This window comes from Streptomyces sp. NPDC029526 (assembly GCF_040637405.1).
Classification (GTDB): Bacteria; Actinomycetota; Actinomycetes; order Streptomycetales; family Streptomycetaceae; genus Streptomyces.
In genome coordinates this window covers 372,688-399,182 of record NZ_JBEZWE010000004.1, presented here as the reverse complement: position 1 = coordinate 399,182, position 26,495 = coordinate 372,688, and the positions used below count along the sequence as shown (strand labels likewise).

The following is a 26,495-nucleotide window of genomic DNA, read 5'->3' as shown; positions in this document are numbered from 1 at the left end:
GCGGCTCTTGAACCGCCAGGATGTCGCGGTGGCCCGCTGCACCGTCGAACGCCTCATGCGCGAGCTCGGCATCGCCGGAGCGGTCCGCGGCAAGAAGGTGATCACCACGATCCCCGACGTGAGCGCACAGCGGGCCCCGGACCTCGTGGACCGTGACTTCGTCGCCCCGGCCCCGAACCGCTGCTGGGTTGCCGACTTCACCCACGTCACCACGTTCGCCGGCGTCGTCTACGTCGCCTTCGTCGTGGACACTTTCTCCCGCCGCATCGTCGGCTGGTCCGCGGCCACTTCGAAGGAGACCCGGCTCGTCCTGGACGCCCTCGAGATGGCCCTCTGGCAACGCGACCGAGACCAACGCCCTTACAAAAACGGCGAGTTGATACATCACTCCGATGCCGGGTCGCAGTACACATCGTTCGCGCTCGCCGAGCACCTCGACCGGGCAGGCATCGCCGCATCGATCGGATCGGTCGGCGACGCCTACGACAATGCCCTGATGGAGTCCACGATCGGCCTGTTCAAAACCGAGTTGATCAAGCCCCGTCGGCCCTGGAAGACACTCTCCGAGGTCGAGCTGGCCACCGCCGAATGGGTCGACTGGTACTGCCACCGCCGACTGCACGGTGAGATCGGGCACATCCCACCCGCCGAATACGAGACCAACTACTACCGGGCAACCACGAAGCCCCAGGTCACAGTCATAACCTAGAGTCTCGATCGAACCCGGAACGGTTCACTTCTCCATGCGCCCCTGACAGGGGGTGGATCCCTTCGCGGGGTGCGGGATCCGGGGAGCGCTGCCCCTCGACACCAAACTGCCGCGTTTTGTCCGACCACGCGCGCACCCGTCGCGACGGACTGGGTGTGTCCGCTCACCCTCGTGACCGCGCTGCTCAATTCAGGTTGCAGACCTCTGCGCCGACGGTACGGGAACCGCGCTACAGGAATTCCATCGGCTCTGAATCGAACAGGCGCAGCGACGACGCCGCCCACCGGATCGTCATGGCCGAGGACCGCAAGGTCGGCTCTCGTCGTATCAGAGCGGGAGATCGTCGGGGAGTACCCGGAACGCCTTGTGATGGCCCAAGGGGCGTACGGCCCGGAAGTCACGTCGGTCGACGGTGAGGATCGCGTCCATGTCGTAACCGGCGGGGCACAGCCATCTGGTCCGCCCCCGTCGAGGCATCTGCACCGCGCGAACGCCGCAGCATCGTGCAGCCTTCGTCGCTTCCGGCGGGTACGGGTCAGCGGTCGGGTCGCCCCGGCTCTGCTGCATGGCACTCGCGCGAAGGAACCGGCAGGTTGCGTAACCAATGGGTTACGCTTTACGGGTGGGTGAACCGACCGATGTGAACGAGCTGACGAAGGTGGCCGATGCCGTCGCCGATCCGGTGCGCCGGGAGATTTTGGCCATGTTGCGCCACACGCCGCTGACGGCGGGAGAGATCGCTGGCCGGTTCTCCGTCAGCCGCCCGGCGGTGAGCCGGCATCTGCGAGTACTCCGGGAGAGCGGCCTGGTCCGGGACGAGCAGGTGGGACGCCACCGCCGCTACACCCTCGTCGCCACCGGGCTGAGCACCCTCGCCGCGTGGCTCGACCAGTTCGACACGCGACACCCGGGCTGGTCCCAGCGCCTCGCCGCGCTGGACACCGAGGTCCGTCGCACCCGCCGGGACCGGACCCGGGGCGCACCCGCCGCGACCCCGCACCCATCCAGGGAGGACACAGCATGAGCCCCGAACCCACCGGACGACTCGTCCCCACACCGTCCGGACACGACCTGATCCTCACCCGCACCTACCGCGCCTCCGCCGACGACGTCTGGGCGAGCGTCACCGAACCCGAACGCACCGCCCGCTGGTTCGGCCCTTGGCGCGGGGAGGCGGCGCCCGGCCGCACCGTCGAGGTGCAGCTGACGTACGAGGAGTCGGCGCCTTGGTGCCCGATGCGGATCGACGCCTGCGAGCCACCGCTACGGCTCGCCGTCTCGATGCAGGACGAGGCCGGGTCCTGGTCGCTGGAACTGGTGCTGGCCGAGGCCGAGGGCACCACTGAACTGCGGCTGATCCACCACCTCACCTCCACGGATCAGCTGGGCTCGACCGGCCCCGGCTGGGAGTACTACTTGGACATGCTCACCGCCTCACGCACGGACGAACCCAAGCCCGACTTCGAGGACTACTACCCCGCGCAGAAGGCCTACTTCGAATCACTGGCGTGAGGCGGGGTGCCCGCAACCGGGCAGGAGTCCACCCCGGGCGGCGCCACGGAGCCGACACGGGTCGTACGTACGGCAGGGCAGCTCACGCCCCCCGGCCGCGGCGATATGTCGCCGCCTTTTAATCGCCCGGCGCGCGGCGCGCGGTACCCGGAAAGGCCGGTCAGGTGGGCGGGGCCGGAGGTCCGACGGTGGCTCGCAGTGCCCCGAGGTGCCCCTGGTGGGCGGCCCGGCCCTGCCGGGTCAGGCGGAGCCGAACCGGCTGCCGGGTGTCGCGGACCCGCCTGGCGCTGTTCGACGTCGTCGGCCTGCGTCAGCACGGCGACGTGCTTGCTCAACGCGGAGCCAGGGAGGCCGAGTTGCTTGGGCACCAAGCCGAACTCCGCCTCGTCGGCGGCTTCGTGAGGAGGGCGTGGACGCGCAGCCGGTTCGGGGCGTGGACGGTGGTGTCGAAGCCGTCCAGTGGGTCGGGCCCAGAAGGCCGGCGGCCGCTTGCAGGACCGCGAGAACATGACGGGGTGGGCCCTGCGGGTGCCGGCGGGGCACGGGCCCTTCACGCTCCGGGCCGCGCGGTCGTGTCCCCGGCGCAGGCAGGAGGGGCCGTCCCGGATCGTCCGGGACGGCCCCTCTCCCTGCGCTCACGGCCGGGTCAGGGCTTGAAGGCGTCCTTGCCCTTCTCCTTGGCCTCGCGAGCGTCTCCCTTGCTCTTCCTGGACTGTCCCTCGGCGGCCATGCGGTCGTTCCCGACGGCGTTCCCCAGGGCCTTCTCCCCCTTGCCCCGGGCCTGCTCGATCTTCGCCTTGGCCTTCTCCTCGGCACTCATGGATCACGCCTCCTCGTGGTGTCGCCACCGCTGGTTCGGTGACACACGCGTGCCCTGGACCTGCTGCGACAAACCAGACGTCGCCGACGATCAGGGCACCGGAAGCTCCCGGGCGGAGGACGTCGGCCCGGCTCCCGGCTCCTCGTTCGGCGGAGAAACAGCCGGGTCAGCGGCCCGGATCCCGGCGTCCGCCGCAGGTTTCCGTCCTGTGCGGTCCTCGGACGGGGAGGTCTCGTCGCCCCGCTCGCGCGCGGTGCCGGACGCCGGTCACGCCCGGAGGTAGGCCAGCACCGCCAGGACGCGGCGGTGGCTGCGGCCGTCGAGGTGGAGGTCGAGTTTCTGGAGGATGTTGCTGACGTGCTTGTTGACCGCCGCCTCGGTGACGTAGAGCTCGGCGGCGATGGCGGTGTTGGTGCGCCCCTCGGCCATCAGGGCGAGGACCTCGCGTTCGCGCGGGGTGAGGCGTTGCAGGGGGTCCTGGCGGCGGTTGAGGAGTTGGCGCACCACTTCGGGGTCCACGACGGTCGCGCCGGCGGCGACCTGGGTGACCGCGTCCACGAACTCGCCGACGGCGCTGACGCGGTCCTTGAGGAGGTAGCCGACCCCGGCGTCGCTGCCCAGGTCGAGCAGGTGGGCGGCGTAGGACTGCTCGATGTACTGGCTGAGGACCAGGACCGGGAGGGTGGGGTGCTCCCGGCGCAGGGCGATGGCAGCGCGCAGGCCGTCGTCGGTGTTGTGCGGCGGCATGCGCACGTCGGTGACGACGATGTCGGGACGGTGTTCGCGGACGGCGCCGATCAGGGCGTTCGCGTCGTCGACGGCGGCGGGCACCGAGTGGCCGAAGCGGGTGAGCACGCCGACGAGGCCGTCCCGCATCAGCGGGGAGTCCTCGGCGAGTACGACGGTCAGTGGCACGGAAGCTCCACATGCAGCAGGGTGGGCCCGCCGCGCGGGCTCGACACCCGAAGTCTGCCGTCCGCGACGGCGACGCGGTCGGCGAGGCCGGTGAGGCCGGTGCCCGTGTCCGGGGTGGCGCCGCCGATGCCGTCGTCCCTCACGGTCAGGGCGAGGAGGTCGGTGTGCAGGCGCGCGTGCACCTCCGCCCGGGACGCCCTGCTGTGCTTGACGACGTTGGTCAGGGCCTCGGCGACCACGTAGTACGCCGTGGTCTCCACGGGGAGCGGCAGACGGCGCGGCAGACGGATGTCGACCGTGACGGGGAGGGCGGAGCGGGCCGCCAGGTTCTCCACCGAGGCTGCCAGGCCGTGATCGGTGAGGGCCTGGGGATGGACGCCGCGGCTGAGCTCGCGCAGTTCCTCGACGGCGAGCCTGATCTGCTCCTGGATCTTGGCGAGTTGGCCGGCCAGGGGGGAGCCCGGCTCGGCGTCGAGGGCGGCCAGTCCGAGCATCACGTTGAGGGAGACCAGCCGCTGCTGCGCCCCGTCGTGCAGGTCGCGCTCGATGCGGCGCCGCTCCGCGTCGAAGGCGTCGACCAGCCGGGCCCGGGAGGCCCGTACCTCGGTGAGTTCCTCGCCCAGTTCGCCGTCGCGCGGCGTCAGCATGAGACGCGTGACCGCGGCCCTGGCACCCGCCCAGGCGGTGATGGTGTACGGCGCGGCGGCGAGCAGGCAGACACCGACGATCGTCAGCGGCCACGCGCCGGGGTCGTCGAGGGGGGACATGATCACCAGGGCGGGGACGGCCAGGGCGAAGCCGAGGACGAGGACGTCCATCCACCACAGAGCCGTCACGGACACCGCGGTGAACCCCAGTTCACGCCAGGTCGCCGGCTCCCGCAGCCGGGTGCGCACCCAGCCGACGAGTCCTGGGCGTTCGGCAGGCCGGTGCGGGTCGGGCACCGGGTCCCGGTCCACCAGGCGCAGGCGCCAGCGCTCGAAACGGGTGACGGCCACGCCGGACAGGGCCACACCGAGCAGGACGGGCACTCCGACCAGCACCACCAGCGAGACGACGCCCGCGACGAGCGCCACCACCAGGACGACGACGGTGACGGCACCGAAGGCGGCCCCGGACAGCAGGTAGGCCAGCGACCGCCAGGGCCAGCCGGAGCCGAGCACCTTCAGCGGGTTCTGGCCCAGCGCCTGCCAGGCGGTCCGGTGAGGCATCCTCCGACCCTAGCGAGCCGGGGATCTCGAGGGAGTAGTGCATGCACTACCCCTGGAACTCGTGTGTGCGCCCGTGCGCGGGCGGGGGGCGGACCGGTGCACTGGGTGCCATGAAGCTGCTCACCGCCCTGACCCGCCGCACCGGCGGTACCGACCGCACCGGCGGTATCGACCGTGCCGACGGTATCGACCGTGCCGCGAGTACCGCCCGTGCCACAACTCAAGCCCGTGCGACAACTCCCGCCCGTCCCGCAACTTCCGCCCCTACCGCAGGTACCGCCAGGAGCGCCCGCGTAGGTCCGACCGGCCGCTCCGGCCTCTCCGGTCGCACCGGTACGCGTCGGCGGCTCGGTACCGTGATGGCCGCGCTCGGTCTCGTGGCCGCGACGGCCGCCGTGCCGGCCTCCGCCGCCGCCTCCGCCTCCCCGGCCGTGCGGTCCGCCGCCACCCTGGACCCCGCCTCGATCGACCGGTTCGTCCGCGACTACGTGCGGCAGACCCGCCTGCCGGGCGCGGTGGTCGCCGTGACCCGGGGCGACCGGGTCGTCCACACCGCGGGGTACGGGCACACCGCGTCCGGGCGGGCCATGACGGAGCGGACCCGGCTGCCCGTCGCGTCCCTGTCCAAGTCCATGACCGCGCTCGCCGTCCTGAAGCTGGTCGAGGCGGGCAAGGTCGGCCTCGACCAGCCGGTGCACCGCCTTCTGCCCGAGTTCACCATGGCCGACCCGCGGTTCCGCGAGATCACCGTGCGGCAGCTCCTGACCCAGACCTCCGGTATGGCCGACTCCGCGTACCCGGACCTGGCCCGCCCCCAGCCGCACACCCTCCAGCAGGCCGTCGCCGCGATGCGCGGGGCGCGCCTCGCCACCGCGCCGGGCACCCGGCACCGCTACCACAACCCCAACTACTTCGTCGCGGCCCGCCTGGTGGAGGTGGTCGGCGGGCGGCCCTTCGCGGACTTCCTCTCCGCCGAGCTGTTCGCGCCGCTGGGCATGACGCACACCACGTCCGTCGACACGACCGCCGAGATGCCCGACCGGGCCAGGGGGCATGTCCGCGCCTACGGCACGACGATCGTCCGTCCTCACCCCCGCTGGTTCACCGCCGGCGGCCACGGTGTCGTCACCACCGCGGACGACCTCGCCCGGTGGCTGATAGCGCAGAACAACCGGGGCGTGTCCGCCGACGGCCACCGCATCGCCGACCCGCGCAGCGTCCGGCTCGCGCAGACCCCGCCGAAGGTGCCGGGCGACACGGACTACGCGATGGGCTGGGCACGGTACCGGCACGACGACGGGACCGATGAGATCCGGCACAACGGTCAGCTCCTGACCCACAACGCCACCGCCACCCTGCTGCCCGACACGAGGACCGGCATCGCGGTCGTCACCAACACCGGCTTGATCTCCGGGGACGACGCCGCGCAGATCTCCCTGGGCCTCGTCGACCTCGCGCGGGGCAAGAATCCCGAGGTGGCGAAGCCGTTCTCGATGACGGCCGACTGGGTCCTGGCTGCGCTGACCCTCCTGGCGGCGGGGCTCGGCGTCCGGGGCGTCCTGCGGTCCGGGCGGTGGGCGCGGCGGGCCGTGCGGCGCGCGTGGTGGCGTACGGCCCTGCGGATGCTGCCCCAGGCGTTGCCCCTCCTCTTCTTCGCCCAACTCGCCTCGCTCGTCGGGCTGCTGATGGGCCGCTCCGGCACGCTGTCCCAGACCGCCTACGCCTGGCCGGCCCTCGTCGTCTGCGCAGCGGCCGGTGGCCTCGCCTCCCTCGCGGTCGTCACCGCACGGGCCCTCGCCCTGGCTCTCCGCCTCCGGCACGCCCGTCACGGGGGCCGGGACGAGGAGGCCGCCGCACCACTCGACGCGAGGGAGGAGCACGAAACCCTCCGCCCCGCCTGATGTGCCGGTGCCTGCCACCAGGAGAACGGGCCGCCGTGGGCGGATGGCGGGTGGCGGGTGGCGGGTGGCGGGAGGAGGTGCGTGCCCGGGCGGGGCCGGTGTGCGACAGGTGCGCGGCGGGTGTGTGAGGGACGACGGGTGTGTGTGGACGAGCGGTGCAGTGCACGTGCGGTGCGAGCGGTGGTGGGTGGGCGGGTGAGCCGACCCGGTGGCCCGTGGGTGCGGGAGCGCCGGTGTCCTCCGGTGGTGGGAGGCCGACGGGCGACCGGCGGCCGCATCGGGAACAGCCGCTCCCGGTGGCGCTGTTGCACCGACCGAGGTGCCGGAGCCGCCGGAACGGGGACGGGAGCGGGGGGAGCGACGATCGTCCGCACCGCCGGTCCGGGGCGCGGCACCGGATAGGCCCCGCGCTGTGCGCACTACGACGATGTCGACGTTGTGTCCCTGGAGGACTGTTCTCATGGCTGACCGTCCCTTGACGCTCATGGCAGTGCACGCCCATCCCGACGACGAGGCCACCGGAACGGGAGGGGTCCTCGCCCGGTACGCGGCGGAAGGCATCCGTACGGTGCTGGTGACGTGCACCGACGGGGGGTGCGGTGACGGCCCTGGGGGCGTGAAGCCGGGTGATCCCGGGCACGATCCGGCGGCGGTCGCCGCGATGCGCCGTCGCGAGCTGGAGGCGAGCTGTGACGTCCTGGGGGTCGGCGAGCTGGAGCTGCTGGGGTACGCCGACTCCGGGATGATGGGCTGGCCGAGCAACGACGCCCCCGGGTCCTTCTGGCGGACTCCGGTGGAGGAGGGCGCCGCCCGGCTCGCGGAGCTCATGCGGCACTACCGGCCCGATGTGGTCGTCACCTACGACGAGAACGGTTTCTACGGTCACCCCGACCACATCCAGGCCCACCGCATCACGATGGCGGCGCTGGAGATGACCAGGCGGGACGGGTGGGCCGGGCGGGCGCCGAAGGTGTATTGGACGACGATGCCTCACTCCGGGTTGCGGCGGTTCGGTGAGGCGATGCGGGAGTTCGGGGAGGACCTGCCGGAGGCCGACCCCGCCGAGGCGGACGCCATGGCCGACATCGGCCTGCCCGACGACGAGGTCACCACCTGGGTGGACACCACGGCGTTCAGCGGTCAGAAGTTCGACGCGCTGGCCGCGCACGCCAGTCAGGGCGAGAACATCTTCTTCCTCAAGATGGGCAAGGTGCGGTTCACCGAGTTGATGGGCGTGGAGACCTTCGTGCGGGTCCAGGACCCGACCGGCGCCGCCGTGCCCGAGAACGACCTCTTCGCCGGACTGCGCTGACCGGTCCGCCGGCCGGCCCCGCCGAGGGGCGGCAGGGACGGCTCATGAGCGGCCCGCCCCGTCGGCCGTACCGGCCCGCGCATGCGCCGTGGCCGCCTGCGCTGCCGGGCCGCCGTGACCGCTCCACCGCCGTGGCCGCCCGCTGCCGTGACTGCTCCTCCGCCGCGACCGCCTGCGCCGCCGTGACCGCTCCACCGCCGTGACCGCCTGCGCCGCCTTGGCCGCTCCACTGCCGTGACCGCCTGCGCCGCCTTGGCCGGTCCTCAGCGCATCCGCCCCAGTGCCTCCCGGGCCCGCCGGGCGTCCCGGATGCGCTGTTCGTAGGTGGCGCCCACGACGAGCAGCAGCAGTCCGGCGAGCGCGGGGGGCAGCCAGCGGGGGAGGACGCCGGCCAGTTGGACCAGGTAGGGGGCGAGCTCGTGCAGGGCGTCCAGCGCGAGCACGCCGCCGCCGAGGACGAGCGGGGCCTGGAGGCGGTGGCGGGCGCCGAGCAGGGTGACGGCGAGGGCCGCCGTGCCGAGCAGCAGGGGGCGTTGCCAGTCCGCGTCGGCCCATGCGGCGAGCAGGCTCGGCACGAGCGTGGCCGAGAGGCCGGGCCCGTAGGCCGTCCAGGACGAGGCCCGCGGGTCCCGGCGGCGCCGGAGGAAGCCCAGGACCAGCGCCGGGACGGTCACCGGCAGGGTGTACGCCTCGGGGGTGCTCACGCCCCACGACCCGAGCCGTACCCAGGTGGCCAGCAGGAACAGCGCGGCGGCCACGTACCCGGCCGGGCGTCGGTCCTCGCGTACGGCGGTGCCCGCGGCGATCACCGCGCACAGGGCCAGGACGAGGGCCAGCACCGGCGGGTCGGTGACGGCCAGCCCGACGGCCAGGAAGCCCGCGCAGGCGCCCGTGGCCTCGACCGGGACGGCGGTGCGCCGGACCCGTGCGGCCAGCAGGGCCGCGGCGGCCGGGACGAGCAGGACCAGCAGTGCCGTGTGCGCGGGCGGCCACTCCGCGGCAGCGCCCACCGCGCACGCCAGGCCGGCCGCGGCGGCCAGCGACGCGCTCGCGCAGACGGCGGTCAGGCGCCGGTGGAGAGCGGCCCCCGCGAAGACGGCCGTGAGCGCGGCCAGCACGGTCAGGGTGGCGGGCCGAGAGGCGAGCGAAAGGAGGACCAGGCCGCCCGCGGTGAGCAGGGAGAGGGGGACGGCGGTGAGGGCCAGGTGCGGCCGGCGGGCGTACACGGCGGCGGCCAGGACCGCCACCGCCGTCGTCCCCTGCGCGAGGAGGCCGACGGAGTACGGAAGGTGCCATGCGGCCGGGACGATGAGCGCGCTCGCCCAGGCCAGGACCAGGGCGAGGGCCAGGTCGGGGACCGGGGCCGCCCGCCCGGGAGCGGCCGGTGCGGGGCCGTCGCGCCGGTCCGCGGTGGGGCCGGTGGGGCCGCTGGGACCTGTGGTGGCGTTGGGGGCGGCGGTGGGGCCGACAGGGCCGGTGGAAGCGCCGGGGCCAGAGGTACCGACCGGGCCAGAGGTACCGACCGGGCCAGGGGCACCGACGGGGCCAGGGGCACCGGCAGTGCCGGAGACCCCGGCGTCGGTCAGGCCGGCTCCGGTGTCAGTCGCCCGGGTGTCGGTGCCGGTGTCTGCCGCGTCGGTGGCCGTCGTGCCGGTGTCTGCCGTGCCGGCGTCGGCGTCGGTCGTGCCGGTGGCCGGTGTCGTGGCGCGGGTCGCCCCGGTCAGGAGGAGCGCGGCGACCGCCACGACCGCGAGCACCAGCGGTGCGGAGGCGGCGTCGGCCGGCCAGGGCAGCCAGACGGTCACCGCGTCCCGCAGGTGCGAGGGCGCCCCGGACCAGACCTGCTCCGTCCAGCCGACCGGCCCGAGCAGGGCCACCAGGACCAGGGGCAGGGTCCACAGCACCGCCAGGCCCTGGACGCTCGCCGACGCCCCGAGGGCACCGCGCCGCACCGGGTCGGGGAGCGGAGCGCGCGGGGCCGCGAGCAGGGCGAGGCCGCAGGCCAGGTAGCCGGGGACCGTCCACACGTCGGGCAGCGACGCCCGCAGGACACCGCCGAGCGCCGCGACCAGGAGCAGGCCGCCGGTCGCGGCGGCGCCGGTGGCGAGGCCCCGCTGGGGTACGCGCCACGCAACGTAGAGCGCCACGGCGGCCGCGAGGCCGAGGAGCGCGGCCGAGCGGGCGGCGGCGCCCGGGCCGACGGCCACCCAGGAGAGCACGCAGGCCGTCACCGCACCCCAGCCGCCCGTTGCGTATCCGCCGACCGCCGCGGCGACGCGCAGGTGCTTCGTGGACGTCCGGAGGGCGACGACCGTGTCGAATCCGGCCGTCAGCAGCAGGGCGGCGGTCGTCGCGTGCGCGCCGGCGCCGGTCGCCACCGCGCCCAGGAGCAGGGGGAACTGGGCGGCGACGAGTGCGGCGACGACGGGCAGGCGCAGCGGACCCACCTCACGGCCGTACGCCCACCACATGCCGGCCAGGACGGCCGCCGTGACGGCCGCGTACGCCGTGCCGTCCACGGTGGTCAGCGCGGCCTCGTGCAGCGCGTACGCGTCGAGCACGGTCAGCGCCAGGCCGAGGCCGGCCACCGTCTCCGCCGTCGAGCGCAGCCCGCGCTTCAGCAGGAGCACGGGGGCGGCGAGTGCCGCCAGGGTGACCGTCGCGAGCACCAGGGACCGCCCGACGATGCCCATGTCACCCCAGCTGAGCAGGGTGAACGCGATCGCTGCGACGGTCAGCAGGATGCCGCCGAGGACGAGGAGCACGTTCTGCACCCGGGGCGCGGTGGTCTCGGGCCGCCGGGGCGCCGTCGGCGGAGCGGCCGACGGCACCGGCGGCACGGCCGCATGCAGCAGACGGATCAGCTGGGCCCGACGGGCCAGCAACTGTGCCCTGCGGGCGTCGAGTTGCCACAACTCCGCGTCGAGGATCCGCAACTCCTCAGCGGGTGGCGGTACATGGGTCATGGCGTGGAGTGTGGCGCGCGTCACGACCGCGCAGCATGAGTGGGCGTACTCAGGTCCGTACTCAGATCGCACGGGACGACGGGGCACGGCCTGCCGGCCCGGCGCAGGAGCGGAGGACCACCCGCACCTCCGGTACGGGGAGAGAGCATGCCGCACCGCCGGTCCGGGGAGGAGGCACCCCGGCCCCCGGTCCGGGGAGGAGGCACGCCGCACCGCCGGTCCGGGGAGGGCGCGCACGTCTTCCGGCGGTCGCTCGGCGGGACGCTCGGGTGGACGCTCGGCGGGACGCCGCCGGGGTGGGACGTGCTGCGGCCGGTGCGTCGGCTTCAGTGCACATCGAAGACGTGGCCGTGGTCCGCGTCCGCGGGGCAGACGAAGATCCGGAGGTCTCCCCATCGGCCGACGCAGATGTTCGTGGTGTCGTCGCTGGCGATGGTGAAGAGGAGGTCCATCGGGATGCCGCACGCGGGGCAGTCGACCTGCCCGGGTCCGGTGAGATGCCAGCTGGGCCAGCCGCCGAACTTGCAGCCCGCCACCCGCGTGATGAGGTCGCCGTGGTCGTCGTGCCGGGTGGCCTCCACCAGTCGTGCCACGTCCCGCTCGACGTCGTCCGGCAGGCATTCCGGGTAGGGGAAGTCGGTCAGCGGCACCGGGGTGAGCAGGCAGGGGGCGGGGGAGAAACCGTCGTCCGGGTCCGCCTGACGGGTGGGGCGGGGCGGGGTCCGCGGCGTCGCGGGCAGGTCGGCCGTCCGCCGCCAGCGGACCTCGACGACCGGGTTGGCGTCCGCCTGCGGGGCCGGGGGGTCCTCGTGCTCGTTGGGGCACCAGAGGACCTGGAACACGTCGGCGTCCTCGGGCCACCAGTCGCCCGGGGCGTCCCGGCGGAAGACCTGGACCACCGGGATCATCGCCGACGCCGGCTGCCCGTCCGTACTCAGGACGTCCGGCACCGAGCAGACCGGCCACGGCTCGTCCGCCGGCCAGAGCAGCGGCCCGGCGACGGAACTGTCGTGAGGGCCCGGGGACCCGGGCGTCGGATGCAGCAGCACCGCCGGGCGGGCGTAGGGGGCCAGGGCGGGTACGTCGGAGAGGATGGCCTCGGCGGTGGGTCTGGTGGAGTACGGAAGCATGCGCGGCACGGTAACGCCCTGCTCGGAGCACGAAGACGGCGGACTACCAGGAAGCCGGGAAGCCGGGAACCGGGCGCACACCGTACGTCTCGGTGCGGAGGTCCGTCGTGGCGCCCGCCCTCCTCCGGCTCCGCTTCCGGCTTCCGGCTTCCGGCTTCCGGCTTCCGGCTTCCGGCTTCCCAACCCTGGCCCCCGCGTCGGGCCCCTGGCCAGGCCGGGTCACGCTGCCCCCGGGGCGCCGGATCCTCGCGGTCCTGCGCTGTCTGGCGTCGTAGAGGGGGCCGGGGGCGTCCGTCAGTCGGTGTCGGGGTGGTTGCCCGGGCCGTGAGCGCCGGGCGACAGCGGCGTGGGGGACAGCTCGGTGTCCTCCTCGCCCGGTTCCAGCAGGGTGTCGGCGGCCCCCACGATGAGCGGGTCGGGGGTGCCGACCGCCTCCTCGTCCTTGCTGGCGTAGTCGATGCGCGACAGCAGGCTGCGCATGGTCTCCAGACGGGCCCGACGCTTGTCGTTGCTCTTGACGACGGTCCACGGGGCGTGGGCGGTGTCCGTGGCGCGGAACATGTCGACCTTCGCCTCCGTGTAGTCGTCCCAGCGGTCCAGGGACGCCAGGTCGGTCGGCGACAGCTTCCACTGGCGCACCGGGTCGACCTGACGGATGGCGAAGCGCGTGCGCTGCTCGGAGCGGGAGACGGAGAACCAGAGCTTCACCAGCAGGATGCCGTCGTCGACCAGCATCTTCTCGAAGGTCGGGCACTGGTCGAGGAACAGTTCGTACTGGTCCTTGGTGCAGTAGCCCATCACGCGTTCCACGCCGGCCCGGTTGTACCAGGAGCGGTCGAAGAAGACGATCTCCCCGGCCGTCGGCAGGTGCGCGATGTACCGCTGGAAGTACCACTGGCCCTGCTCGCGTTCGGTGGGCTTGTCCAGGGCGACCACGCGGGCGCCGCGCGGGTTCAACCGCTCGGTGAGCCGCTGGATCGTGCCGCCCTTGCCTGCGGCGTCCCGCCCCTCGCACACCACCACCAGGCGGGCACCGGTGTCCTTGACCCACCGCTGGAGCTTGAGCAGCTCGATCTGCAGGACGCGTTTGGTCCGCTCGTACTCCTTGCGGCCCACCTTGCGGTCGTAGGGGTGGTTCTCCTGCCACGTCCGGATGGGGCGTCCGTCGGCGTCCAGCACGATCGGCTGCTCCCGCCGCCGCTTGTCGACGGTCAGCCCCTCCAGCAGCCGGTCCGCTTCCTCGGCCTTCCTGGCCTTCTCGACGTTCCCGGCGGTCTCGGCGGTCCCGGCGGTCTCGGGGCGCTCGGTGCTCTCGGTGCTCTCGGTGCTGTCGGTGCTGTCGACGGTGCCGGCGCTCTGGGCGCTCCCGGCTTGCTCGGTGCTCTCGGCGTTCATCGCTCGGTTCCCCTGCTCGGTCCGGTGGGCCCGTCAGAAGGGCATGCGGCCACGGGAGCGGCGGCCGGCCGAACCGCTGCGGCTGACCGCACGCGAACTGGTGTGGAACGGCTTGCTGAGAAGACGGCCCAGGGGCCCCGGCGCCTTGCCGCCGGCCCGCGCACCGGCACCGAGCGTGCGTTGGGTGCCGCGTTCGGGATGGCGGGAGAGACGGGGGACGAAGAAGGCCAGAACGGCCAGGACCACGCATACGGCGATGACGGCGACGACGGCCATGATCAGCTCCCTTTCGCTGGCGAACGGACTACAGGTGCCCCGTCCCGCCCCGGCCATGTGGGGCACCGGTGGCGCGGACGGGGCCGGGAGCACCGTGGCCTCCTGCCACCGGGAGGCAGGACTGCGCGGTCGAGGGGGACGGGGCCCGGCCGGAGACCGAAGCCGGGGATGCAGACGGAGGCGGGCCCATCACCCCGAAGCCGGGGATGCAGGGGATGCAGACGGAGCCGGAGCAGGTGGACTGGCCCGGAGCCGGGGCACAGGAGGCGGCGCAGAGGCGCCCCGAAGCCGGGGCACGGGCGGCGGCCGGCGCCGAGGCAGCCCGGAGCCGGGGCACGGGAAGGGCTCGACGGCACCCGAAGCCGAGGCGTGGGAGGGGGCACAAGCCGAGGCATGGGAGGGGGCACAGAGGCACGGCGGCTGAGGGCTCGCGGGCGGCCCGGGGCCGGGCGCCGATGCCGGATCCGGGACGGATGTCGTAGGCGCCGATGATCCGCAAGCGGAGGCGGGCCGCGCCCTGGGCCCCCGGGGAGGGGCCGGCGTCATCACCGGGTCACGGCAGGGCATCCGGAGTCCGGGACGACCGACAAGCGGAGTCCAGGATGCGCGACCGGCGGCGTCCCGTCCGACAGGTCGCAGACATGGCTATGCCGAGCCGGGGCATTCGGGGGATGCACACCTCTCACACCAAATGCACACGAAGTGTGGCTCGTTGGAGCCGCACGACCGACAACCGGGAGCGAATCATGACGAGTTACGGCGGTTCTCCTGCTGCTTCCTCCGGGTCGCGCACCAACGGCCTGGCGATCGCGAGCCTCTGCTGCGGCATCGTCGGTCTCTTCATCCTGAACGTCGTCCTCGGCCCTCTGGCGATCATCTTCGGCGCCATCGCCCACCGTCAGGCCGGGGCGAAGGGCGGCGCCGGGATGGCGAAGGCGGGCATCATCCTCGGCATCGTCTCCGTGGTGCTGTGGCTCGTGCTCCTGGCCGTCGCCGCCAGCAGCGGCGGCTTCAGCTGGTACGTGGGCGGCTGACTCAGGGGTCAGGGCGCGACGCGCCAGGACGGCGCACCGCCGCCCGGACCGCCAGCGGGAACGGGGCATGCGCCCTGCGACACCCGCCACTCGACGCACCCGCACATGCACCACAGCACCCACAGCACCCACAGCACCGGTCTCGCAGACGGCCCGTCGGTCACGCCGACGGGCCGTGCCCGTCGGCGGACCGCCGTGCCTCACCGTCGTCGCGGGGCGGGGCTCCGGCGCCCGTCCGGCTCAGGCCGTGACGTGTTCCGCGGAGGGTGCCCGTCGCGGTGACGCGCCGTCCACGTGGGCCACCACCGTGGCGTAGAAGCGGTGCACGGCGTCGTCGACGCTGCGGATGAAGCCGGTCTCGGCGTTGCCGCGGCTGCTGCCCATCCCCTTGAACAGGGACAGCCGGAAACCGGTGATCACCGCGCCGTTGCGCGGCAGCAGGTCCGCCGGCTCCGGACGCAGTCGCTCCAGGGTGCCCCGGGGCCCTCCTCCCTCACCGTCCACGAGGGTCTCGATGTGCAGGTCGGCAGGGGCTTCCGCGAGGCGCCGGATGAGCCGCTTCGCCCGGGTGAGGGGGTAGCCCTCCTCGGGCGCCGGGATCTCGATGGACGTGCGGAGCTTGCCGGTGCGCAGGTCGGCGGTGAGGGCGAGGACGCCGGGCGTTCCCTCGATGCGCAGTTCGGACTGGAGCCGCCCCTCGTTGCAGAGCTGGTCGGCGAGGAGTTCGCGGCGGGCCCTGGGGTCGGTTCCGCGCCGGGAACGCTGCACGGGCAGTACCTTCTGTCCGAGTTCGCCCCCGAGCCGGAGGCAGACCTGGCGGATGAGCCTTTCCCAGCTCTCCACCACTTCGAGCGCACGCGGGTCCCCCTGGCAGAGCGTCTCGTCGTCGATCCCCTTGCGTACGGGGACCCAGGAGGCGCCCATGTTCTGGAAGCCGTGGCACCCCGAGTTGTCGTGCTGCAGGTAGTGCAGCAGTTCCTGCAGCAGCCAGGCGTGGGCGGCGTTGCCCACGCCCTCGTGCCGGATCAGCATGTGGGCCTGGTGGGCCACTTCGGCCCACGACAGGTGCCAGAGGGCCACCTTGTGCTTGCGTCGCCGGTCGATCCGGACGTCGACGAGCGGGCTGCCTTCGAGCGCGACGTCGTTCGACAGGGTGATGACGGCCTCGTAGCCGCGGCGGGCGGCGATGTCCATGTACGCCTGCACCTGATCGGCCTTGAGCGCGTTCCCGTTGGTCTTCGTCTCGATCAGAGCCGTCCAGAGTTTGCCCGCCCGCTCGACCCGGATCACCCCGTCGGGCCTCCGGGGGCTGTCACCGTGCGGCAGCGTGACCTCGGTGAAGGTCTCCATCCGGCCCGCGGGCGCCCCGAATGCCGCGGTGAGCCGCCGGCCGAACTCCGGGATCTGGGTCATGACCGACAGGAGCACCGACGTGGCCCGGGTCTCGCGGTCCCGGTCGTTGCGGAGCGCGGACACCGGGAAGAGCCTGGATTCCCTCCACGACTCGTTGTCCGCCAGGGACTTCCTGGCCACCTTGGGCACGGTGACCTTCTTCTTGGCCGTACGGGGGCGGCGCTTCGGCTCGGGTGCCGGGGCAGTGGGCCCGTCCGGTTTCCGGGGCGCCGGAACGGCCTCCAGGGTCGAGGGCACCGCGCGATCGTCCACCGGCGCCGGCGGATGGGACATCCGCGGCGGGGCACCGTCCGCCGGGGCCGGGCCCTCCCGCCCCTCCCGCTCTCGCCGTTCCCGCTGCCCCTGCTGCCCCTGCTGCTCCTGTTCTTCCTGCGCCTCCTGTCGCTCCGCCTCCGCCGCTTCCTCGGTGGCCGCGTCGTCGTCCACGTCGACCCCGAAGTCGGTGGCCAGTCCTGCCAGGCCGGTGGCGTAGCCCTGGCCGACCGCTCGCAGCTTCCAGTCGCCGTGACGCCGGTACAGCTCCCCGAAGATGAAGGCGCTGACCGAGCCGGTGTCCCCGATCGCGAACCTGAGCAGGCCCTCCCCCGAGCCGTCGGCCAGCGTCAGCAACAGGTCGTCCAGGTCTCCGAAATGGGCCCCGCCGTAGCGGCTCGCGGCGATCACGATCCGCTCGATGTCGGCGGGGATCGCGGTCAGGTCGAACCCGATCCGGTCCATGCTGCCGTCGCCCGTGGGCGTCTTGCCCAGGAGTTGCACGCTCCCGTCCGCGGCGACCGGATTGTTGTAGAAGTAGAAGTCGGCATCGCTGCGCACCTTGCCGTTCCCTCCAGCAGCAGGACCGAGACGTCCGCGTCCCCCTCGCCCGTCGGACTGGCCCAGCTCAGGCTGACGATCACGGAATCGGTGCTGTCGCTGAGCGACGCCAGACCTACGTTCGCGCCCTTGATCAGTTCGTACATATCCCCCACCCCGATGGCGCCGTGGGACACGCGGCCGTCTCACCGCCCCTCGGGCGCCCCTTGTGACGCACCGCACACTCGATGCACCTGGCACCTTAGTACCCAACCGGCACACTTCGGGGCGGACTTGGCAGAATGACCCGGCGTCGGGACGCCCCACCGTCCGGTCCCGGCGCCGGACGCCGGACACCGGACATCGGACACGGGACACCGGGGGGAAGTGGCGCCGGCCCGCCTGACCGGACCGGCAGCACCGGCCTCCGCCGCTCAGGCCGGTTCCGGTTGCGCCTCCGGCCGGGGGGCCGGGGCCGGGCCGGCGGCTTCCCAGGCCGTGGTGGTGCGGACGAAGCCGAGGACGACCGAGGCCGTCGCCAGGAGCAGCAACGGGCCCGCCAGCCAGGGGTGCTGGGCCATGGGGAGGGCCAGGAACCGGTAGGAGAGCAGGAGGGCGGCCAGGACCGCGGCTCCGTAGGCGACCAGGTGGACGCCCGGGCGCTGCCAGCCGGTGTCGTGGGCGCGCAGGGCGGCCTCGACGGTGAGGACGAAGACCACGCCGGCGAGGAGGTCCACGCCGTAGTGGTAGCCGAAGCCCAGCGTGGCGGTGAGGGTGGCCACGAGCCAGAACGTGCCCGCGTGACGCAGCAGGCGTGGGCCCCGGCGGGTGTGGAGGAAGATCGCGGTGGCCCAGGCCGTGTGGAGGCTGGGCATGCAGTTCCGGGGGGTGATCCCGTCGAACGGCATGGGCTGCGGGGCACCGACCGGTGGCAGCGTCTCCGGCCACAGATGGGCCACCGCGAGGTGTCCACTGGACGGGATGTCCTCGGCCCACAGGCTGACGGAGGCCCAGTACTCGGTACCGGTGCCGTAGGCGAAGAGCGGTCCGACGACCGGGAAGACCATGTAGAAGGCCGGTCCCAGCAGGCCGATCACCAGGAAGCTGCGCACCAGGTGGTGGCGGGGGAAGCGGCGTTCCGTCGCCACGCCGCGCAGCTGGTACAGCGCGACGAGGACCGCCGCCACCGCGAGCTGGCCGTAGACGACGTCCAGGAAGTTGAAGCCCAGGGACCCGGTGGCCGCCACGATGCGGCCCACCAGCCACGACGGCTGCCCGAGCGCGTGGTCCGCCGTCGCCACGTACTGGTCGAGCACGGTCGGGCGGCTCTTGGAGGTGATGAGCAGCCAGGTGTCGCCGGTCTTGCGGCCCGCGACCAGGAGCAGGCCCAGGCCGACGCCCTTGAGCATGAGCAGGCGTTCCGGCCCCGTGCGCCGGGTGACCGCGACGACCGCGCAGCCCAGGATCACCCAGAGGGCGCCGTTCCCGAAGGGGTGCCCGCCGCCCGTTCCGATGTCCGCGGCCCAGCGGACCAGGAGGAACCCGAGGTCGATGCCGATCGCGGCGGCGATCGCGATCAGCCGCTGCCGCCAGGTGAGGACGACCATCGTCAACGCCATGGCGGCGTACAGCAGACCACCCGACTTGGGGGCGTGGACGACCTCCCGGACCTGGTGGGTCAGGGGGCCCGCCACCCCGTAGCCGCGCGCGGTGACTTCCAGGGCGACGAGGAACCCCAGGGCCACGGCCCCGGCCGCGGCCCAGAGTGCCGTCCGGAGGGAACGGCGTCCGGCAGGGGAGGCGGGTCTCCCGGGTGCGCGCGGCCCGGGCACCGGGTCCTGCGGTGGTATGTGTGTCACGTCACGGCTGCTTCGGTAGGTGGTGGTCGTGTCGGGGCTGATCGCGTCCTTCGCGGGCCGGCCGGAGCCGCTTCCCGTTCGGCCGCCCCGTTCCCGCCCTCTCCTGCTGAACCGCCTCCCCACCCCGCCTCCTCACGTCACGGGATGTCACGTGACGTCACGTCACGCGTGTGAGGGCTGTCCGTCGAGACAAGACGGACCCGGGACGGCCGGGGTTGCCCGGGGACGGGCCTCGGATGCCGGTGACCGGACGGCCCGGGCGGACCCGCGGCGGACGCGGGTGCGGACCTGGGCGGACTCCGCCTGCCGGACACCGCCTGCCGGACACCGCGGGCCGGGTGTTGGCGCCGGTCACCGGCACCCGGGCGCCCGGTGTCAGCGGGGGGCGTGGCCACGGGCCGGGAGCGGCGCGCGCCTGGGCCGTAAAGGCCGCTCCGCCGGTGTCACCGCGCCGCAGCGGGCCGGCCGGCGCGGGGTGCTCATGGTTCCCGCCGTCCCACCGGGTCCCGGTCGCTGCCGGCCGGTGTGGCTCTCGTCGTCGCCCCGCCCACGTTCGTCCCCCTCGGTCCGCCCCCGCACGCCGTCCGTGCCGTGGATGTCCACCGCGGGCCGGTCGGCGCCCCGTCGCGGGCTCCGTCACCCCACCCGCTCGGGCTGAGCGAAGCACAGGGTATCTGTGCAGGTCAATACCGTTCTGCGGCGTCCGGGGCTTCCGGGGGCGGGACGGCCGGTGTCACCTCGTACGGTGCGTCGGAGGTGGTCCGGGGGAAGGGAGGCCGGAGGCGTCTGTCTGCCCCGCCGTTGCGGACCGTGCCCCGCCCCGCCCCTGCCCCGGCCGCCACCACCCGTGCGGCCGGACCGGGCGAACCGTGGCCGACTCGTGCCCGCGCCGTCCCTCGGCGACGCCTACCGCTGCCCGGTACGGGCACGGCGCAGAGTACGGGTGCACCAACCGATGACCGCGGCGTTCACGCCCGCGCCGAGGGCGCACGCGGCGAAGGCCGAGGCCACGTGGTCGGGGAGGAACAGGACGACGAAGCTGCCGGGGGCCGTGGCGAGGAGCGGTATCACGCCCGCCATGGACTCGCCCGAGTCGTCGGTCGCGCTCACCACGACCGCCCACACCAGCAGGACGACACAGACCACGAGGTAGGCCACGCCCACGACTCCGATGTGGCCGACGAATCGGCGGTGCAGCGGCGGGCGGCCCGGCGACGGCGAAGCAGAAGCCGAAGAAGAGGACGGAGAAGTGGGGGAAGAAGAGGAGGGGGAAGAAGAGGAGGAGGAAGAGGACGAGGGCAGGTTCATGGGAGGGCTCCTGGTGAGGACGGGCGCTCGGAGACGGGCGCCGGGCAGGTCGAGTCAGGCGCTCGGAGACGGGCGCCGGGCAGGTCGAGTCAGGCGCCCAGGGACGGGCGCGGGTGGGACGGATCCGGCGCCGAGAGGTGCGCACCGGGTGGGTGGGTCGGATCGGGCGCTCAGAGGTGGGCGCCGGGTGGGTTGGGCCGGGTGAGGCCGAGGTCGTAGGCGAGGATCGTGGCCTGCACGCGGTCCCGCAGGCCGAGCTTGCGCAGCACCGCGTTGACGTGCGATTTCACGGTGCCGACCGTGATGCCGAGGTGCTCGGCGATCTCCGCGTTGGTGAGGCCGGAGGCGACGAGGGTCAGGACGGTGCGCTGACTGCCGGTGAGCCGGTCGAGGTCGGGTGTGCTGCCCACCGGTGCCGCGGCGGACGGTCCGGAGGCGTAGTGGCCGATGAGTCGGCGGGTGGCGGACGGGGCCAGCACGCTCTCGCCGGACGCCACCACCCGGATGCCCTGGAGCAGTTCGGCGGGGTGGACGTCCTTGAGCAGGAATCCCGAGGCGCCGGCGCGCAGGGCGTCGAAGACGTAGGCGTCGAGGTCGAAGGTGGTCAGGACGAGGATCCTGGGCGCGTTCTCCCGTCCGGTGATGATGCGGGTGGCGGCGATGCCGTCCAGTTCGGGCATACGGACGTCCATGACGACCACGTCCGGGGCGAGTTCCTCGGTGAGCCGTACCGCGGCGGCGCCGTCGGCGGCCTCTCCGACGACCGTCATGTCGTCCTCGGCGTCGATGACGGCGGCGAACCCCGCCCGCACGATGCCCTGGTCGTCGACGACCAGCACCTTGAGGCTCATCGTTTCCCCTTCTCCTCGTCCGCCGCGGTCGTCAGGGGCAGCCGGACGCGGACGGTCCCCGGCGGGCCGCTGCTCAGTGTGCCGCCGAGCGCGGAGACCCGGGGGGACAGGCGGTCCCGTACGGCCGCGTCCTCGGCGGCGGGCACGCCCGTGGCGGTGAGCGTCAACGCGTGCTCGTCCGCGTCGATGTCGAGCAGGGCGGGCTCCTCCTGCTCCTCCCCGCCGGCCGCGAGCAGGGTCTCGGCGACGTGGTAGGCGGTCAGGTCAACGACCGTGGGCAGGCGTGCGGGCACACGCTCCGCCAGCCGTATGCCGACCTCGCGACCAGTGGCCCGGAGCTGCCGGGCGAGCAGGTCGAGGGCCTGGAGGGTCGGCTGAGGGCGCAGGTCCCGTCCCGTCTCGTCCTGCCGGACCGTGTCGAGCAGGGCGCGCATCGCGGCCAGGGCCTCGCGGGCCCGCTCGACGGTCTCCTCCAGCCGGCCCGCCTCCGCCTCGGTGATCATGTCGGCGGTGCGGGAGAAGACGGTGGTCTCCAGTCCGGCGGCGATGCGGCTGCGTTCGGCCCACGCGTCACGGACGGCCTCCTCCGTCCAGCCGACGAGACGCTGCTCCCGGGAGCCGCGCTCGGCCCGGTCGCGCCGTCCGTGTGCGGCGCCGGCCCGGAGCGCCCCGGTGACCGGCAGGGCGACCAGCCCCGCCGTGGCGAGGGCGACGAGGGCGACCAGGACGGGGGCGGGAAGGTCCCGGGTGACCGGGAGGGCGTCCCGGACCGGCGCGGTGCCCCGGTCCAGGAGAGCCACCGTCGCCGCCGCCGTGTGCGCGGTGACAGCCGCCACCGCCATCGCCGCCGTGTGCGCGGCCACGGCCGCCACCGGGCCCGTCCGCCCGGTCCTCCGGCCGCCTCCGGCGGGCGCGGCGGGCGTCGCGGACCCCGGCAGCGGGGCGTCCGCGGCGCGCACCGCCCCGGGTGTCCCCCCACCGGCCGCCCCGCGGGCCGCGTCCGCCGCCCGCGCGGCGAGCGCCACGCAGGTGGGCAGCAGACTCACGGCCAGGGGCAGCGCCACCGGGCCGGTGTAGTGGCCGGTGGCCATCGCCACCGGCCAGAGCAGTGCGAGCGCCGACAGGGCGCCGAGGGCCGCGCGGGGTGCGCGGCGCAGCCACAGCAGCGCCACCGCCTGGGCGGCGGCGAGCAGCGCGAACAGCAGGCCCGCGGAGATCCCCGCCCCGCTCGGCACGTCCTCCGCACGGATCACCAGCACCGGCAGCAGGGGCTGGACGAGCAGGCCGCCGGCGACCGTGAGCTGCGCGGCCCGGTACCCGCGCGGAACAGAGCGTTCCGCCACGGCGCTGGTCCGTCCGGGCAGGGCCGCGCGCACCTCCCACCCGCCGTCCGCCGTGGGTCCGGTGGACAGCGTGCCGCCCGCCTCCCGCGCCCGCGCCCTCAGGAACCCCTGGCCACGACCGCCGCCGAGCCCCGCACCGTGGGCCGTCACGCCGGCCGGGGGCGCGGCACTGGTCACCACGACGTCCGTACCGGTGTCGCCGTAGCGGACCCGTACGGTCGTCCGCGCGCCGGGGGCGTGGCGGGCCACGTTGGTGAGCGCCTCGCGCACGATGCCGTACGCGGCGTCCGCGAGGGCACCGTCGGGCAGCGGGTCGATCGCGCAGTCGACCTCCTGGCCCAGGCGCCGGAACCCGGCGACCAGCTCCAGCAGCCGCTCCTCGGGGGAGGGGGCGTCCTCACGGGACGGCGCCGGCGCACGCACCGCACCGAGCGCCCGGGTGACCTCGCGTCCGGTCTCGGCGGCGAAGTCCAGTGCCTCCCGGGCGAGTTCGGGCCGCCGCTCGCGCAGTCCGAGCGCGGCGCCCGCGGTGACCACCACGGCCGTGAGGTGGTGCGCGCTGACGTCGTGCAACTCCCGCTCCATACGGCGCCGTTCGGCTGCCGGGAGCCGGTGGCGTTCGGCTTCGGCGCGGGTCAGCCGGCGTTCGGCCGCCCGGCGCGCCCGTCGCCTGCGCCGTACCAGCAGGCCGGCACCGCAGGCGGCGGCGTACAGCAGCGCCGTCAGGACGAGGTCGAGGCCGTTGCGGTCGCTGATGCGGTGCAGGCTGACCCCGTACAGCAGTTGCCAGACGGCGAGCACGGCGACGCTCAGCACGGCGGTGAACGGGTCGCGTTCGGCCGCCACCGTGAAGAGGGCCAGCGCGACCCCGGCGCTGCCGAGGACCACCGTCGCCCCGGCGGGCAGCGGCCCGGCGCCGAGGGCACAGGCGGCGGCGACCACGACGAGCGCGACCACCGGCCGGCTGCGGCGCAGGGCGAGCGCGGCCGTCACCACTCCGCCGACCAGGACGGCGACGAGCAGCGCCGACGCGGACGGCACGGTACCGCCGAGCAGCGCCGCGCCGGGCCACACCACCGCCTGGGCACCGAACAGCAGGACCGGGAGCAGCCGGTCGCGCACCCGGTCCGGAAGGGAGGTCACGGCGGACGGCAGCAGGAACGACGGGCCGAAGGGCGGACCGGCGGACCGGCCGGCCGACGCACCGGAGCGCACGGCGGCCTCCCCGTCGCTGGGACCGGAGACGGTGCCCGGGACGGACCCAGGGGCGGCACCAGGGGCGGCATCAGAGTCGAACCCGGGAGCGGGGTCAGGGACGGACTCCCGGGCGGGGTCAGGGACGGACTCGGGGGTCTGATCGAGGGTCCGATCGGGGGTGTGATCGATGACGGGATCGGCTGCGGTGCCCGGGGCGCTGTCGGAGGCCGTGGTGGGCTCCGGACCTGCTGACGGCGCGGCGGGGCGGACGGGCTTCGGCTCGGGATTCATGGCTCGTCAAAACTATGGCCACCGGTGCGCGGGGCGACTCCGGCTGGAGGGGGATTCCCGTCTCTTACCTGGGTTACAGGCCCTCTGCCCCAGGTTCGACGCGACCGTCGTCCTCCGGCCCGACGACCGCGCAGGGGGCCCGCTCCTAGGCTCAGGTTCCGTCGGGAAAGCGGTCGGCGCCACCGCTTCCCCGGCCCCCGGAATCGTGCCCGGCGACGGCTCCCGCAGCCGCTCGCCACCGGCAGCACGCGCCGGGGCCTCAGCCCCTCGACGCCCACCCCTCCGTGCCCGCACCGCCCGCCGGCCTCCATGGACGCCTCTGCTCCGTGGGGTCCGCCGCCGGTCCGGTCGTGCCGGGGAAGCGGGCGGCGGGGGAGACGAGGGCCGGCCTGCGTGTCCGCACCACGGCGGACCCGCCTCCACACCGCATCAGGGAGACCCGATCATGTCCACGCGCCTCTTCCTCTCCACGCTCGCCGCCGGGATCGCCGTCGCGGGGGTGACCGCCGGGGGCGCCGCCCTGGCCTCGTCCACGAGACCGTCGTCGGCCGCGTCGTCGGCCCCATCGTCGGCTCCGGCAGCGGGCGGCCCCGTCCTGGAGAACGGCACGGCCCGCTACCGGGCGCCGTCCGCGACCGGAGCGGGCTCGTTCACCTACTCCGTGGACGTCCGCGACGACGCGGCGGTCCGGAGCCTGCGGGTGCTGCCCTGGCCCGCGAGCTCGTCGTTGAACCCCAGCCGGGCGGAGCTGCGTTCGGCGGAGCCCGCCACGTGCCGGAGCGCCGGCGAGGGCGTCACCCGCTGCACCTACACGCTGAAGGTCACCCACCGTGAGGCGGCCGCGGTGGACCACGGGACCTGGTACGTCTCGGTGCTGGTCACGGCCGAGGACGGCGGCACCCGGTTCGTCCGCCGCGCGGCCACCGTCGACGTGCGGAACTGAACCCGGCGGACGGCGCGACGGACCACGGTCCGGCGGACCACGGCCTGCCGGCTAGGCGGCTGACCCCGGCCGGTGGGCTGGGCGACGGACCACCGCCTGCCGGCTGGGCGGCAGACCGGCGTGGCGGCCGGCTCCCGGCGGCGGGTCAGTCGCCCCCGCCGCCCCCGCCCCCGTCGCCGCCGCCACCGGAGTCTCCGCCGCCGTCGCCCCCGCTGCCGCCGTCGCCGCCGTCCGAGCCCCAGCCGTCGCTCCCGCCGGGCTCGTTGTCGTCCCTGCCGCTGCCGAGGTTGGTGAACCACGGCCGGTCCCAGTCCACGTCGGAGCCGACCGGCTCACCACCGACGACGGCCGGCGCCGTGTCCGAGCGGCGGGAACGGAAGCGGGGCGCGCCGGTGGTGTCACCGATGCCGAACGCCACGGCGAGGAAATGGGCCATCACGGCGTCCAGTGGGTCGCCGCTCTCGTGGCGCACCGGGCTCAGCGGCAGCAGGAGCGCGCCGGGATCCGGTACCGGGCGGGAGGACGGGGGACGGCACAGCACGGCGACCGGCCGGTCGTCGCGCCGGACGACCGAGGTGACGGCGGTCTCCCGGGCCACCACCCAGCTCCGGCCGGGGATCCGGACCTCCACCCGCCGCTTGCTCCGACGCAGCGCGTCCTTGACGACGAGTTCCGCCGCCGTCTCCCCCACCGTCACGTACAGGCCCCGCGACGGTGACCTGTCACGGGCGTCGTAGCCGCCCCCCGGGGCTCTCAGGCGCACGGCCGGGGCCCCGGGGCCCCACACGTCCACACGGACCAGGCGACGGTCCACGGCCACGGTGACCGGGCCGGCGGGGCCGGGTGCGAAACGCCGTGCGATCCACAGCGGCACGCCCTCCGCGCGGGCGCGGTCGGCCAGGGCGGCCACCTGCGCGGGGCCACCGCAGTGGCGTACCGCCAGCTCACCCAGCAGGCGGGCGAAGACGGCGGCCTCGCGTGCCCTCACCGGCCGGGTGGTGCCGGTGACCCGGGTGACCGGTACGACGCCGGGGCCCTCCGGCAGCAGGTGCAGCGGGCGTTCCGCGCCGCCGCCCCCGAGCCACATGCCCCTCAGGAACGCGTCGGCCATGGCCGCGAGGTGCAGTTCCCCGAGCGGGGTCGTCCGACGGCCCACCCTCAGTCGGTCCTCGGCCAGTTCGACGGTCCGCGCCAGCGGATTCCACGACTGCTCGCCGTACAGCACCTGACTCATCCACACCCCCCGTGTGTCGTGCGATCGTTCGGACCGGGCGGCCCGTGCGACCTGTGCGGCCCGTGGGCGACCCCGGGCGGCGG

19 protein-coding genes and 2 pseudogenes are annotated in these 26,495 nt (G+C 74.3%); 7 read left to right on the top strand and 14 right to left on the bottom strand.

What is annotated here, in order from left to right; all coding sequences use genetic code 11:
- Positions 1 to 709 (top strand): IS3 family transposase (locus AB0F01_RS14635; protein ID WP_362094368.1); only part of this gene is annotated, 709 nt, incomplete at its 5' end.
- Positions 710 to 1,036: 327 nt separating this feature from the next.
- Here the strand turns inward: AB0F01_RS14635 and AB0F01_RS14630 are convergent.
- A pseudogene (locus tag AB0F01_RS14630) lies at positions 1,037 to 1,150 on the bottom strand (VapC toxin family PIN domain ribonuclease); the annotation flags it as partial.
- A 199-nt stretch (positions 1,151 to 1,349) separates the two neighbouring features.
- Here AB0F01_RS14630 and AB0F01_RS14625 point away from each other — a divergent pair.
- Positions 1,350 to 1,733 carry a metalloregulator ArsR/SmtB family transcription factor gene (locus AB0F01_RS14625; RefSeq protein ID WP_362094444.1) on the top strand — a complete coding sequence of 128 codons (384 nt, stop codon included), beginning with the start codon at positions 1,350 to 1,352 and terminating at the stop codon, positions 1,731 to 1,733.
- Positions 1,730 to 2,221, top strand: coding sequence for an SRPBCC family protein (locus AB0F01_RS14620; RefSeq protein ID WP_362094365.1), 492 nt, complete (start codon positions 1,730 to 1,732; stop codon positions 2,219 to 2,221). Before AB0F01_RS14625 ends, AB0F01_RS14620 begins: the two co-directional genes overlap by 4 nt.
- A gap of 646 nt (positions 2,222 to 2,867) precedes the next feature.
- Here the strand turns inward: AB0F01_RS14620 and AB0F01_RS14615 are convergent.
- From AB0F01_RS14615 to AB0F01_RS14605, 3 genes are all read right to left on the bottom strand, one after another.
- Positions 2,868 to 3,041, bottom strand: a complete 174-nt coding sequence (locus tag AB0F01_RS14615) for a CsbD family protein (protein WP_362094362.1) — start codon at positions 3,039 to 3,041, stop codon at positions 2,868 to 2,870.
- 267 nt (positions 3,042 to 3,308) lie between these two features.
- Positions 3,309 to 3,956, bottom strand: coding sequence for a response regulator transcription factor (locus tag AB0F01_RS14610; protein WP_362094360.1), 648 nt, complete (start codon positions 3,954 to 3,956; stop codon positions 3,309 to 3,311).
- On the bottom strand, positions 3,947 to 5,167 hold the full coding sequence (locus AB0F01_RS14605; protein ID WP_362094357.1) for a sensor domain-containing protein: 1,221 nt from the start codon (positions 5,165 to 5,167) through the stop codon (positions 3,947 to 3,949). Before AB0F01_RS14605 ends, AB0F01_RS14610 begins: the two co-directional genes overlap by 10 nt.
- 359 nt (positions 5,168 to 5,526) lie before the next feature.
- Here AB0F01_RS14605 and AB0F01_RS14600 point away from each other — a divergent pair, with 359 nt between their 5' ends.
- Together AB0F01_RS14600 and AB0F01_RS14595 are read left to right on the top strand one after the other, a co-directional pair.
- On the top strand, positions 5,527 to 7,068 hold the full coding sequence (locus tag AB0F01_RS14600; RefSeq protein ID WP_362094355.1) for a serine hydrolase domain-containing protein: 1,542 nt from the start codon (positions 5,527 to 5,529) through the stop codon (positions 7,066 to 7,068).
- 460 nt (positions 7,069 to 7,528) lie between these two features.
- Complete coding sequence (locus AB0F01_RS14595) at positions 7,529 to 8,380, top strand: PIG-L family deacetylase (RefSeq protein ID WP_362094353.1); 852 nt, start codon at positions 7,529 to 7,531, stop codon at positions 8,378 to 8,380.
- 263 nt (positions 8,381 to 8,643) lie between these two features.
- Here AB0F01_RS14595 and AB0F01_RS14590 read toward each other — a convergent pair whose 3' ends face one another.
- The 4 genes from AB0F01_RS14590 to AB0F01_RS14575 all read right to left on the bottom strand — a co-directional run bounded on the left by AB0F01_RS14590 (position 8,644) and on the right by AB0F01_RS14575 (position 14,147).
- The gene (locus AB0F01_RS14590) at positions 8,644 to 11,346 is read right to left on the bottom strand and encodes a hypothetical protein (protein WP_362094350.1); all 2,703 of its coding nucleotides are present in this window, start codon (positions 11,344 to 11,346) and stop codon (positions 8,644 to 8,646) included.
- A gap of 326 nt (positions 11,347 to 11,672) precedes the next feature.
- Positions 11,673 to 12,476, bottom strand: coding sequence for a hypothetical protein (locus AB0F01_RS14585; protein ID WP_362094347.1), 804 nt, complete (start codon positions 12,474 to 12,476; stop codon positions 11,673 to 11,675).
- Positions 12,477 to 12,770: 294 nt separating this feature from the next.
- Entirely contained in the window at positions 12,771 to 13,871 is a 1,101-nt protein-coding gene (gene ppk2, locus AB0F01_RS14580) for a polyphosphate kinase 2 (RefSeq protein ID WP_362094344.1), read from the bottom strand.
- 33 nt (positions 13,872 to 13,904) lie between these two features.
- Positions 13,905 to 14,147: a DUF6411 family protein gene (locus AB0F01_RS14575; RefSeq protein ID WP_362094342.1), complete on the bottom strand. Its 243-nt coding sequence runs from the start codon at positions 14,145 to 14,147 to the stop codon at positions 13,905 to 13,907.
- Between the two features lie 746 nt (positions 14,148 to 14,893).
- Here AB0F01_RS14575 and AB0F01_RS14570 point away from each other — a divergent pair.
- The gene (locus tag AB0F01_RS14570; protein ID WP_362094339.1) at positions 14,894 to 15,181 is read left to right on the top strand and encodes a DUF4190 domain-containing protein; all 288 of its coding nucleotides are present in this window, start codon (positions 14,894 to 14,896) and stop codon (positions 15,179 to 15,181) included.
- Positions 15,182 to 15,421: 240 nt separating this feature from the next.
- Here AB0F01_RS14570 and AB0F01_RS14565 read toward each other — a convergent pair.
- The 5 genes and pseudogenes from AB0F01_RS14565 to AB0F01_RS14545 form a co-directional block, all read right to left on the bottom strand.
- Positions 15,422 to 17,553: pseudogene (locus tag AB0F01_RS14565) on the bottom strand (TerD family protein).
- A 267-nt stretch (positions 17,554 to 17,820) separates the two neighbouring features.
- Positions 17,821 to 19,218: a phosphatase PAP2 family protein gene (locus AB0F01_RS14560; protein ID WP_362094441.1), complete on the bottom strand. Its 1,398-nt coding sequence runs from the start codon at positions 19,216 to 19,218 to the stop codon at positions 17,821 to 17,823.
- A 933-nt stretch (positions 19,219 to 20,151) separates the two neighbouring features.
- Complete coding sequence (locus AB0F01_RS14555; RefSeq protein WP_362094337.1) at positions 20,152 to 20,403, bottom strand: hypothetical protein; 252 nt, start codon at positions 20,401 to 20,403, stop codon at positions 20,152 to 20,154.
- A gap of 320 nt (positions 20,404 to 20,723) precedes the next feature.
- Positions 20,724 to 21,404, bottom strand: a complete 681-nt coding sequence (locus tag AB0F01_RS14550; protein WP_362094334.1) for a response regulator transcription factor — start codon at positions 21,402 to 21,404, stop codon at positions 20,724 to 20,726.
- Positions 21,401 to 23,962, bottom strand: coding sequence for a histidine kinase (locus AB0F01_RS14545; RefSeq protein WP_362094331.1), 2,562 nt, complete (start codon positions 23,960 to 23,962; stop codon positions 21,401 to 21,403). Before AB0F01_RS14545 ends, AB0F01_RS14550 begins: the two co-directional genes overlap by 4 nt.
- Before the next feature lie 718 nt (positions 23,963 to 24,680).
- Here AB0F01_RS14545 and AB0F01_RS14540 point away from each other — a divergent pair.
- On the top strand, positions 24,681 to 25,178 hold the full coding sequence (locus tag AB0F01_RS14540; RefSeq protein WP_362094328.1) for a DUF5707 domain-containing protein: 498 nt from the start codon (positions 24,681 to 24,683) through the stop codon (positions 25,176 to 25,178).
- Between the two features lie 145 nt (positions 25,179 to 25,323).
- Here the strand turns inward: AB0F01_RS14540 and AB0F01_RS14535 are convergent, their stop codons facing one another.
- Entirely contained in the window at positions 25,324 to 26,412 is a 1,089-nt protein-coding gene (locus AB0F01_RS14535; protein ID WP_362094325.1) for a hypothetical protein, read from the bottom strand.
- Positions 26,413 to 26,495 lie beyond the last annotated feature (83 nt).

Excerpts from the sequence above, each read along its gene's own strand:
- AB0F01_RS14620 (WP_362094365.1), top strand. The coding sequence starts at position 1,730 with ATGAGCCCCGAACCCACCGGACGACTCGTCCCCACACCGTCCGGACAC.
- AB0F01_RS14615 (WP_362094362.1), bottom strand. The coding sequence starts at position 3,041 with ATGAGTGCCGAGGAGAAGGCCAAGGCGAAGATCGAGCAGGCCCGGGGC.
- AB0F01_RS14605 (WP_362094357.1), bottom strand. The coding sequence starts at position 5,167 with ATGCCTCACCGGACCGCCTGGCAGGCGCTGGGCCAGAACCCGCTGAAG.
- AB0F01_RS14600 (WP_362094355.1), top strand. The coding sequence starts at position 5,527 with ATGGCCGCGCTCGGTCTCGTGGCCGCGACGGCCGCCGTGCCGGCCTCC.
- AB0F01_RS14595 (WP_362094353.1), top strand. The coding sequence starts at position 7,529 with ATGGCTGACCGTCCCTTGACGCTCATGGCAGTGCACGCCCATCCCGAC.
- AB0F01_RS14590 (WP_362094350.1), bottom strand. The coding sequence starts at position 11,346 with ATGACCCATGTACCGCCACCCGCTGAGGAGTTGCGGATCCTCGACGCG.
- AB0F01_RS14585 (WP_362094347.1), bottom strand. The coding sequence starts at position 12,476 with ATGCTTCCGTACTCCACCAGACCCACCGCCGAGGCCATCCTCTCCGAC.
- ppk2 (WP_362094344.1), bottom strand. The coding sequence starts at position 13,871 with ATGAACGCCGAGAGCACCGAGCAAGCCGGGAGCGCCCAGAGCGCCGGC.
- AB0F01_RS14575 (WP_362094342.1), bottom strand. The coding sequence starts at position 14,147 with ATGGCCGTCGTCGCCGTCATCGCCGTATGCGTGGTCCTGGCCGTTCTG.
- AB0F01_RS14570 (WP_362094339.1), top strand. The coding sequence starts at position 14,894 with ATGACGAGTTACGGCGGTTCTCCTGCTGCTTCCTCCGGGTCGCGCACC.
- AB0F01_RS14550 (WP_362094334.1), bottom strand. The coding sequence starts at position 21,404 with ATGAGCCTCAAGGTGCTGGTCGTCGACGACCAGGGCATCGTGCGGGCG.
- AB0F01_RS14540 (WP_362094328.1), top strand. The coding sequence starts at position 24,681 with ATGTCCACGCGCCTCTTCCTCTCCACGCTCGCCGCCGGGATCGCCGTC.
- AB0F01_RS14535 (WP_362094325.1), bottom strand. The coding sequence starts at position 26,412 with ATGAGTCAGGTGCTGTACGGCGAGCAGTCGTGGAATCCGCTGGCGCGG.